This window comes from Calditrichota bacterium (assembly GCA_014359355.1).
Lineage (GTDB): Bacteria > Zhuqueibacterota > Zhuqueibacteria > JANLFK01 > Oleimicrobiaceae > Oleimicrobium.
In genome coordinates this window covers 1-9,783 of the sequence record JACIZP010000122.1, presented here as the reverse complement: position 1 = coordinate 9,783, position 9,783 = coordinate 1, and the positions used below count along the sequence as shown (strand labels likewise).

Annotated in this window: 7 protein-coding genes; 3 read left to right on the top strand and 4 right to left on the bottom strand. The window is 62.7% G+C overall.

The window, feature by feature from the left end; translation table 11 throughout:
- From H5U38_05125 to H5U38_05115, 3 genes are all read right to left on the bottom strand, one after another.
- Positions 1-1,157: hypothetical protein (locus H5U38_05125; GenBank protein MBC7186402.1), on the bottom strand; the 1,157-nt coding region annotated here is incomplete at its 3' end.
- 22 nt (positions 1,158-1,179) lie between these two features.
- On the bottom strand, positions 1,180-2,463 hold the full coding sequence (locus tag H5U38_05120; GenBank protein ID MBC7186401.1) for a hypothetical protein: 1,284 nt from the start codon (positions 2,461-2,463) through the stop codon (positions 1,180-1,182).
- Between the two features lie 750 nt (positions 2,464-3,213).
- Entirely contained in the window at positions 3,214-4,197 is a 984-nt protein-coding gene (locus H5U38_05115) for a PDZ domain-containing protein (GenBank protein ID MBC7186400.1), read from the bottom strand.
- Between the two features lie 333 nt (positions 4,198-4,530).
- On the opposite strand from H5U38_05115, the gene H5U38_05110 reads away from it, so the two are divergent.
- The 3 genes from H5U38_05110 (at position 4,531) to H5U38_05100 (ending at position 7,071) form a co-directional block, all read left to right on the top strand.
- Positions 4,531-4,959, top strand: a complete 429-nt coding sequence (locus H5U38_05110) for a DUF2752 domain-containing protein (protein MBC7186399.1) — start codon at positions 4,531-4,533, stop codon at positions 4,957-4,959.
- 105 nt (positions 4,960-5,064) lie between these two features.
- Positions 5,065-5,859, top strand: a complete 795-nt coding sequence (locus H5U38_05105) for a YIP1 family protein (GenBank protein ID MBC7186398.1) — start codon at positions 5,065-5,067, stop codon at positions 5,857-5,859.
- A gap of 366 nt (positions 5,860-6,225) precedes the next feature.
- Positions 6,226-7,071: a TIM barrel protein gene (locus H5U38_05100; GenBank protein ID MBC7186397.1), complete on the top strand. Its 846-nt coding sequence runs from the start codon at positions 6,226-6,228 to the stop codon at positions 7,069-7,071.
- 58 nt (positions 7,072-7,129) lie between these two features.
- Here the strand turns inward: H5U38_05100 and H5U38_05095 are convergent, their stop codons facing one another.
- Positions 7,130-9,751, bottom strand: coding sequence for a S9 family peptidase (locus H5U38_05095; protein MBC7186396.1), 2,622 nt, complete (start codon positions 9,749-9,751; stop codon positions 7,130-7,132).
- Between the last annotated feature and the right edge of the window lie 32 nt (positions 9,752-9,783).

Sequence of the window (9,783 nt, the reverse complement as noted above, 5' to 3'; positions counted from 1 at the left end):
GCGACGCCGAGGCCAGCCGCGATCGCCCCGATGGCCACACCCCGCGTCAGAGCCAAGCCAAAGTGGCGATGGGCAAAACGACCTGCACGGAGGGCATCCAAGGAAAGAAGCTTGGCAGGCCAGACCTCTCTTGCCATGGAGTCGGCCACAGAGACCAATACCAGGAGAATCGGAGCCACAAGGGGCACCGATAGCAGGAGCACTACCACCACTTCCAGTAGCCACTGTTCATGCTGAGCGAGCATCAGGCGGGCGCACAGGGCGATTATCCCCAGGAGCGCAAACACCAGGCCGGGGCGAAAGGTAATCTCGTCTGCTCGCAATTTCTTGATCAACACGAACAGCACGAGGACGGTCATGCCTATGTAGAGAAGGGCCGTCGGCACCCAGATGGCGCGCACCAGGCCGGGCGGGTCGGCGTACACCGGTGGCACTTTGTACTCGAAGCCGTAGCCGGCCACTCTGTCGCCGGCGATTTCCACAAAGTACTCCACTTGCTCGCCCGCCGGCCGGTCGCGGTCGACCCAGCGGAACAGATAGTCCAGGCGGCGCTGAGCGTGCCGCGGCACAACCGATTGCAGTTCAAATTGCTCGAACTGGGCCCCCAGTTGCCTCCTTGCAACGGCTATCGCCAAGCTTTCCGCCTCGCCTTGGGAGAGGGAGGCACCACGGGCCGTGTCGGAGTAGCTGGCACGGCATGAGAGCAAGCGCCCCTCTTCTGCCAAGCGCACCTGGACCGCACCGATGGGCCCGCTTTCCCTGAACTGTCCGGGAGGTCCGCTCCTGCTCATCCCCAGCACCACCTGCTGTACCCTGCCCATCGGGTGCCATTCCACCTGCCAGTAATAGGCCGGAATCCAGCCCTTCACGAAGCGATTGGCGCGCGCAGGCCCAAAGCGCCTTGCTAAGTAGCGAAGCTGGCTCGGGTCTTGCCGGAAGGACACGTTTCGCCTGTACCGGCTTACGTCAATGCCTAACTCATCAACCACCGTCTGCGCCAGCCTTACGGCTTCATCTTTGGACAGCTCGACTGTTCGTCCGCCCCAGGGGAATACGTCTTTGTACCAGAGAAGTAGCGCGCTCAGCCCCAGCGCGGCGGCCAGGCAAATCACGCCATCGATAAGCAGTTGTCTTTTCTTCTCTGCACGCTCCATCATCCGTCCCGGCGGTTTCCCCCTGTCAGCGGAGGGGATAGTGGTTTTCCACCGCCACATCCCATGGTCTGGCCACCCGCACCGGCAGCTCTTCTATGTGCCCGTCCGGAGTAATCTCCACCAGCCTGTCGCCTCCGGTATCCGCCACAAGGCAACAGGCATCATAGATGTTCACCGCCACGCCATAGGGCTGGACAAAGGGCCCGTAGCTCGCCACCCTGCTCCCGTCCTTGCGCAGGCGGACCACCTGGCCCTGGCCTGCCTGGGTGCCGAGGTCCACAACCCAACACTCGCCCGTCGAGTCGTTGGCCGCAGCGACGGAGGCTCTCACAAACGGCCCTTCCGCGGGGGTGATGGTTCCGCTACGCGAGGAGACTACGAGCACCTGGGTCCCATCGGCGATCCAGAGCTGGCCGGAACGGCTGTCCCAGGCCAGGCCCGTGGGCCACACCAGACCGTCCACAACGTCGCTCACCCGCCCGTTTGCAGCCACGCGCACCACCTTGCGTGCCGCCGCATCGGCGATGTAACAGGTCCCCGTCCCTACATCCAAGGCCATGTGCGAGGGAGCGACAAGTCCCCCTCGCGTGAAGATCAGGGTCCCCTCGGTGGTGAACTTGTGCACCACGGCGCTGTCGGTCCTCGTCTGTTCCAGGATCCAGAGGTGTCGCCGGCGGTAGTCCAAGGCTATGTCGCTGGGTTGCCGGAACCAACCCAACCTCATCTGCTCATCTCCGGCCGTGGTGATCTCCGAAACCCTCCCGTAGATGGCATCCACCACCCAGGCGTTGCCGGTAACGGGGTCCGCCTCCACAATCCAGGGGTATGCCATGTACCCGTAGCGCAGCAGCTCGTGCCGCCGGTCGTGAGTGAGGCGGATCACGGCGCCCTCATTTGCGCTGGCCACCCAGCAGTAGGTGGGGCCTGGCGTGATGGTCACGCCCGCCGAACAAGGGCTCTCATAGTCGGCGGTCACCGCCGTCACACAATAAACGTGCTGCACCCCAAATGGTCGCCCGCGGTCGCAGTACTGCGTCGTGGGAACGAGCGTCACAGGCACCATCGTGCTTTCCCATTGCACTTGGCGAAACACGCGGTAGCCTATCAGCTCATCCACGGCCATGGCATCCCACTTCAGACACACCTCGTGCCCTTCGGACACTACCGACAGACCCGTGGGCCTGCCTCTGGTAACAGGGTTGAGGGGGTCCAGGGGATTGAGCCGCTTGCGCTCTTCGCATCCTAATACCAGGGCGGCAGCCACTGCCACTGCCCACAGTGCCCAACGTGCTGCAGCACACGGCTTCACGACATCAGCTTCATACGCAGGTGGAGAGCCGTTGTTTCCTCTCATCGTGGTTATGCCGGAAACGCCACTTCCTGGGCTAAAGGTAAAGAAATATTCGCAGGAAGTCAAGGAAAATCCGAGGAAGTTTCGGAGAGTCCAGGCGGGAGCTCCTCCCTGTCCATGTGGATGCGATGGAGCGCAGCGCACAGCGACTTCGAAGACATCTTTCCAGCTTTCCCGCCCGCTCACTGGCGAGCAGGATTCTCAGCGCCGAGGCGACTAAGGGCGCTCCGCCCGGACGCCATGATGAATCTCGTAGGCGCAGGCTGCTGGCGGAGTGTGTTCTGCGTCCCCCCGAATGGGGTCTGCCACGAGGCGAAAGATGAAGGCATGCGCCCGTCCAGCGAATCTTGCGGTGTCCCCGCACTTCTCGTTGCGTTCCGGCCCCTCACGTGGAATCAGCGCCCCCCGGAGGGAAAGGAACGGGCTGTCTCCTTCCGCCCAGTACGGAAGGCTAAGGGATGCGAGATTGTCACGTCCAGTGGAGGTGGGATCGTGGCAGCTTCATTCCGGCTTGGTTCTCAGCAGCGCAGCGGGGCTTGGCTCCTTTGGAGGGACTCTGGAGTCTGGCCTCATGGCTTGGCAGCGGGGACTGGCGCTTCTTCCGCGCTTTCACAGGCCTCCTGGTATCGCAAGACCCAGAAGATGGGCAGACAAAAAGGGCACCGCCCGAGCTCGGACGGTGCCACGGAAGCGCATGTCGGCCGGCATTCAGATCATGTGCCGCCGCTGCTCCTTAATCTCCACACGCAGCTTCTCAACGCCGCGGCGCAGGTCGTCCAAGGCCTTCTCGGTCCAATCGCGCGCTCGCTCCCGCCACCTCTCCACGTCCGGCCTTTCGAACTCAAAGTGCCACACGCGCTCGCGGGGAAAAAGGAAGTAATCCCGCCCTGGCGTTCGCTCCCACCACCACAGCCGCGGGCTGCCTCGGCCGAACACGCGCACCCGCGGCCTCTTGCCCAGCCGTACGGTCGTCTCCGCGCGCGTCCCCTTGCGCACATAGCCCACCACCAACGAATCGCCCTGTTCCTTGTCCACAACAGCGTCGAGCACGTCCTCAACGTCCTGCACCGGCTGGCCATCCATGCTGACGATGACGTCCCCAGGCAACAACCCTGCCTTGGCGGCCGGGCTCTTCTCTTCCACTTCGGTGATCAAGACGCCCTCGTCTTCCTTCACGGCAAAGTACTCGGCCAGTGAGGCGTTCAGTTCTTGCAGCTCCACGCCCAGCCAAGCGCCACCATCCCACACCAACCTCTCCATGGGCGGCAATGGCGGGATCACAACCCTTTCGGTCACGCGAGGCGCTCGGCCGAGGGTAACTTCCACCTCACGACGCGTGCCCTCCCGCACGTACTCCAGCTTGACCTTGTCACCTGGTTTCTTCGCCCTCACCGCGTCGATGAGGTCATCCGGTTCCTTCACCTCCCGGCCGTCCAGGCGCACGATGACGTCATCCTCTTGCAGGCCAGCCTTCTCGGCGGGACTGTTCGCCACCACCTCGACGACAACCGCCCCTTTGTCCTCTTTGACGCCGAGCTCCTTGCGCCGCTCCTTGTCGAGCTCCTGCAGATAGACGCCCAACCAGGCACGGCGCTCGCCTTTGGTCTTGACGACCACCACCTTCTCGGCGGCCGCCACTTGCGCCAGCATCAGCGCCACAAGCGCAATCGCTAACCAAAGCCACCTCTTCACGGTAATGCCCTCCCTGTTGCCATCGCTCACTGCCTGGCCAAAAGGTCCGCAAGGCACGGCGGGGACCGTCTTCGGCCCCTTTGGTGCGCGCAACCACCTCTTTGACTGGTGCTGGACAGAAAAAGTTTCAGCACAGGAGCTGCGCTTGCTGGGGCAGATGTGCACGGCTCCATGCCAGCAACCACGCTGCCCCGGAGGCCCACCCTGGGCGCACTGGCCTCGCCGCACGGACACAAAAGGCAGAAATGCGAAAACGGCTTGACTTTCACGAGCCTTTGGCGTATCTTTGCGCACAGCGTGGTGAGCTTCTTTGCCAGGTAAAGACCAAGTAAAATGCACGTGCGCATCGAAAAGGGACGGCCAAGGCAAGCTTACCTCGGCCTGATCTATGGAGGGCTCGTCGTCGCGGCCCTCACGGCACTTCGCCTGCTGCGACCGCTCCTTCAGCTGGCACCTCCGTGCGCCTTCCACTCGCTCACAGGCGTGCCTTGCCCCAGCTGCGGTGCCACGCGCAGTGCGGTCTTTCTTGCCGAAGGACGGATAGCGGACTCGCTCCGCGTGAATCCCTTGTTTTTCGCTCTCTATGTTGGCCTCATCCTATGGGGGCTTGGGGCGATGTGCCTGATGGTGAGTAGACGGAACATCGTCGTCGCGTTGAGCAGGGGGGAAAAAAGGGTTCTTCGCATCGGCGTAATCTGCGGCATGTTCGCCAACTGGCTCTACCTCATCATCAGCCATGCGACCGAGCACTTTCCCCTGTAGCTGCCCTTGGGCGCAACTTTGCCGCGGCTGTTCCGTAGTAACCAACAGCAGGAGAACACGGGGCAACTTCGAAGAATAGTCCTACTGAGAGCAGCGGAGGAAACCATGCGACGCAAGTGTCCCAATTGCGGCAAGATGCCAGAGATCCCGGAAAGAGGGGGTTACTGCATCCATTGCGGCACGTACATCCCGCCCCGCCAGGTTGTGGCGAGCCCGGCCCCACGTGCTGCCGGATCTACAGGGAGTGGCTGCCCCTGGGAAGAGATGGGGCGCGTCGGCTTCTGGAAGTCCCTTTGGGACACAATCAGCGGTGTGCTGTTCAGCCCCAACACCTTTTTCGCGCGGATGCCGGTCACCGGGGGCATCGGCAAACCCCTCCTGTTCGGTCTGTTGGTGGGAAGCGTGAGCAGCATCGTCGACAGCATCATCAGCCTCTCCGGCTGGTTGTGGCCAATGGGCCTGCGCCACTACCCCGGCATGGCGGAGTTCCCCGACATCTTTCCGCTGTGGATGTCCCGCACGGCCCTGGTGCCGCTGGTTTCTCTGACCGCGCCGATGATGGTGCTGGTGGGCATGTTTCTGTGGGCAGGCATCCTCCACCTCTGCCTGATGCTGGTTGGTGGTGCACAGCGGGGGTTCGAAGCGACCTTCCGCGTGGTGGCCTACAGCGAGGCGGCCTCGCTTTTCCGCATCTTGCCTTTCTGCGGCAGCGTCGTGGCTCTGCCTTGGATGATCGTGGTACAGATCATCGGTTTCAAGCAAGCGCACCAGATATCCTCAGGCAAGGCGGTGGGTGCGATGCTTCTGCCCCTGCTGCTGTGCTGTGCTTGCGTTATGAGCCTCATCCTCACACTGGGAATCGGCGCCATTTCGACCTTCTTGCCAAATCTCCTCCGATAGCGCGCACCCCGCATAGGAGGCAAGCTCGCGTGAGTGCGAAGGTGGGCAGGCGCTGCCATGGCTGCTTGCGCCGGCATGGCAAGAACGCGCAAGGATTCCTCTGCCCCTTTCCTGAGCCCTTTCCCCTCGCTCACCACGCGGCCCTGAGCGAAACAGGTCCAGCCCATTCCTCTTCGCTTGCGCCCAAGTGGCCCGCTCCCCAGAAGGCGCCGAACCGCTCGGCTGGGTTGTCCGCGCTGGCCTCTGCCTAAGAGCGCACACGGCGGTGTTGTGCCGTGTGCCTCATGCAAAGAGCTTGATTTTCCAACGGCGAAGTCGTATATTGCACGTGCCAGAATGAATCCACGGAGAAGGGCACGAAGGACAATGAAGGCACTGTTGCCCACTGTGCAGGTAGGTTTCACGATCGAGCGGTTCCGCGGCATTGAGCCCTCAGTGCTACTGGGCCTGACGCGTCTATTGGGCTTGGAGTTCGCCGAGATCACCCGGTCGGTCTTTGCGGAGCTGGATCGGGTGGTGTCGCGTGTGCGTCACATGCAGACCGGTTTCCATCTGCCTCTGGTACACGACGACGGGTGGGACTTTTCCTGCGCGGATCACCAGGCAGAGATCGACCAGGTCATCGAGTTGGTCAACACAAACCGCCGGGCTCTGCGCATAGCCCACTGCATTGCCCACCCGCCAGAGCCTGAGCTGGCCGCCAGGCAGGTGGAGAGCTCGGTGGAGACGCTATTGCGCAATTTGGCACGCCTCGAGCCGCCGGTCTTCCTCGAGAACATACCTGGGCAGTCCATGGAGGAGTTTCTGGCTCTCTACAGGCACGCAAAGGAGGTGCTGGGGCCAAAGCTTTTGGGCATCTGCTTCGACGCCCCCCACTGCTACCTGCGGGGTATGGACCCTGTAGCCCAGTTGCATGCTCTCGACGGACACATCGGCTGCGTGCACCTTTCGGATTGCCAGCCGGGGAGCGACGAGCACATGGCCTTCGGCTTAGGCGGGGTGCTGCCCATCGAGAACATCCTGGCCACCCTACGCCGCTTGCGCTACCGCGGCATCATCAACCTGGAAATCCTCCCCCGCTCCATAGACGACTTGGAGCCGGCCATCGCCAGCTACCTCATGGTGCTGCGCGCGTTACATCCCCGCAAGTACGTGGCAACCAAGGTGCGCTTGCTTCTGGTGCGGCCTCTTTTGCGCCACGTCGTCCCGTGACCTCAGGCCCGCCTCCCCCAGGTGGCGTCATCTATCTTCACCCCTTGTGGGTTGCCGGTCACTTCCTGTCGCTATACAGGCTGTCCCACCACTCCGGCTGCCCCTTCAGCCAGCGGTCGAACCAGGCGAGGATGGTCTTCGTCCAACGGATGCGCTTTCCGTACTCCATGATGGTGTGATCTTGCCCCTCGACTTGCACCAGCTCCACCGGTCTGCCCAGAAGCTTGAGGGCAGTGTAGAACTGAATGCTCTCACCCGGTGGCACATTGGTGTCGGAGGTGCCATGGAGCAACAAGAGGGGAGTTTTCACCTTGTCCGCCATGAAGAGAGGGCTCTGGTCGACGTAAATATCGCGGCGATTCCACGGGAAGCTGTTGGCCGTGGCCGTGGAACTGTACAGGTAGCCCCAAAAGCCTTCGCCCCAATAGGAGGCGATGGAGCTGATGCCCGCGTGAGCCACCGCGGCAGCGAACATGTCGGTCTTGGTGGTGAGCAGCATGGTCATGAAGCCGCCGTAGGAAGCGCCGATGCACCCGACACGCGTGCTATCCACAAAGGGATGGCTGCGCACGAACTGCTTCACGCCCTCGATGATCTCCTCCGAAACGGTCTTTCCCCAGTCATTGACGTGGAGGGCCGAAAAGGCTTGGCCAAACCCTGTGGCCCCGCTGGGCTCCAGCACATAGACCACATAGCCGTTGGCTGCCCACAACTCCTTCGGGTAGCGCCCGCCAAAATCCCGCGTGACTGGACTTGTACCGCCATAGTAGTAGACGATGCAGGGGTACTTCTTTGCCTCGTCAAAACCGGGCGGTAGATAGACGTGCCCCGCGATGCGCCTGCCCTGCGAGGTGACAAAATCCCAAGGCAGGCAGCGGCCAAAGCGCACGTGCTGGTAGGCTGCCTCTGCCGGGTCGACCAAGGTCCGCGCCCGCCGCTTCCGCAAGTCCAGCACAAAGGCCTTAGGTGGTACGGAGGCCGAGGAACCGAGGTAGGCAGCCACCGGCGCCTGCAGGGCGACGTGCAAACCGCCGATAACCTCGGCGCCTGTGTCAATCTGGTCAAACTTCCGCGTCCGAAGATCGTAACGAAACAGGTGCACAAAGGCGTGGTCAGTTGCCACGAAGTAGATACACGGCTCTACGCGGCTCCACACTCCCTGGTTAATGGCGGGGTCAAAATCCTTGGTGATAGGATCCACGCCGCCGGTGCGCAGGTCATAGAGGAAGGCCTGCGTGTCGTACTCGTTGGGGATAACCCCTTCCGGCACCTTCTTGCCGACTCCTTGAAAGGCCGATGGACCGCCGAGCACAAGGAGCTGCTGCCCATCGGGCGACCACTGCGCACTGCTGGTCCAACCGCTCGTCCACAGGGAGTCCACCGTCATGCTGGTCAGGTCCAGGGTGTAGTAGGCCGTCTTGGCGTACGGACGCTCGGAAAAGTCTTCCCACGAGCGACTAAAGAGCAGCCTCCGACCATCGGGGCTGATGCTGTTGAGGACTGTGGTCAGCGAGCCAGCGGTGAGTCTGCTGCGCACGCCTTGCGGCACACTGACACGGTAGAGGAAGCTGCGCTCGCGCCAGGTAGGCCAACGATCTGGCATGCCCTGCAACCGCTTGAGCCCGCTCTTGTCTGGCTCAGGCTTTTCGGTCACCGAGTAGACGAGGTACGTGCCATCAGGAGCCCAGGTGTATCCGGAAAAGTTCTGCACGTCACGAAGAAGCGGCCTGGTGGTCCCCTGGTCAAGGTCAACAATCCACAGGGTGGTGAGCTCCTTCTCCGCAGTAGTGTAGGAGATGCGCCGTCCGACGGGCGCCCAGGCCAATTGACTAAGCTTCGCGCCACCCCGGTAGGTGGCAAGCAGGCTGTTGTCGCGCACGCGCCGCAGCTCGATCCACTCCTCGCTCGTTTCGCCGGGCGGGCGAGTCTGGCGGATGGTCACCGCAGCAAGTTCCCCATCAGGCGAAAGGGCGATACTCTCGGCCCGCGGCGCGTCCATGAGGTGGCGCACGGACATCCTCTGCGCCGGGTCGGTGGTCAGCCGCAGTTCAGCAGCGCTCCACCCCTCAGGGAGTTCCAGGGTGGCGTCCAGCCGCCACGGCGCGGGACAAGCTGGGTCTCTGAGCGCCTTCACCAGCAGCAGGTGTACACCAGTCTCCACGCCGATGCTCTTTGTTTGCCCCGCGCTGTCTGCCTTCGCCCCGGAGCTCTTTTGCGCAAACAGTACTTCGCCGTCCAGCCACGCCTGGAAGAGGTGTGAGCTCCGCATCGCAAACTTTACTTCGGTGAAACGTGCGGCATCGAGGAAGGTCGCTAAGTAGCAGACCTCCGGCACGGCACCAGCAGAAGGAAGCTCGACGCCGCTCGTCTCGGCCTCCACCAGCCGCCAGGTCAGGTGCCTGCCCGCATCCCAGTCAACCACCTGACCGGCGTAAGGCCACCACTCAGAAACATCCACCTGCGGAAACTCCAGCAGGTCGCCAAGGGTGAATTTCTCGCCCTTGGGATTCTTGGCCTCGTGGTAGAGGGGCAGCGGCGCGGGAACCGGGCCCAGGAGCAGCCATTGACTGCAGCGGACCTCGGATCTAGCCTCGCTTCCATGGGCGACTGCCCGGTAACACAGAGCCAGCACCAGCGCGACTGCCAAGCAGCCTCGGCGGCTTGCACTCCGGATGCGCATGTTCTTCCTCCTGGCCTTGTGGCGAATGCTTT

Coding starts and splice junctions, on each gene's coding strand:
- H5U38_05110 (MBC7186399.1), top strand. CDS start 4,531: ATGCACGTGCGCATCGAAAAGGGACGGCCAAGGCAAGCTTACCTCGGC.
- H5U38_05105 (MBC7186398.1), top strand. CDS start 5,065: ATGCGACGCAAGTGTCCCAATTGCGGCAAGATGCCAGAGATCCCGGAA.
- H5U38_05100 (MBC7186397.1), top strand. CDS start 6,226: ATGAAGGCACTGTTGCCCACTGTGCAGGTAGGTTTCACGATCGAGCGG.
- H5U38_05095 (MBC7186396.1), bottom strand. CDS start 9,751: ATGCGCATCCGGAGTGCAAGCCGCCGAGGCTGCTTGGCAGTCGCGCTG.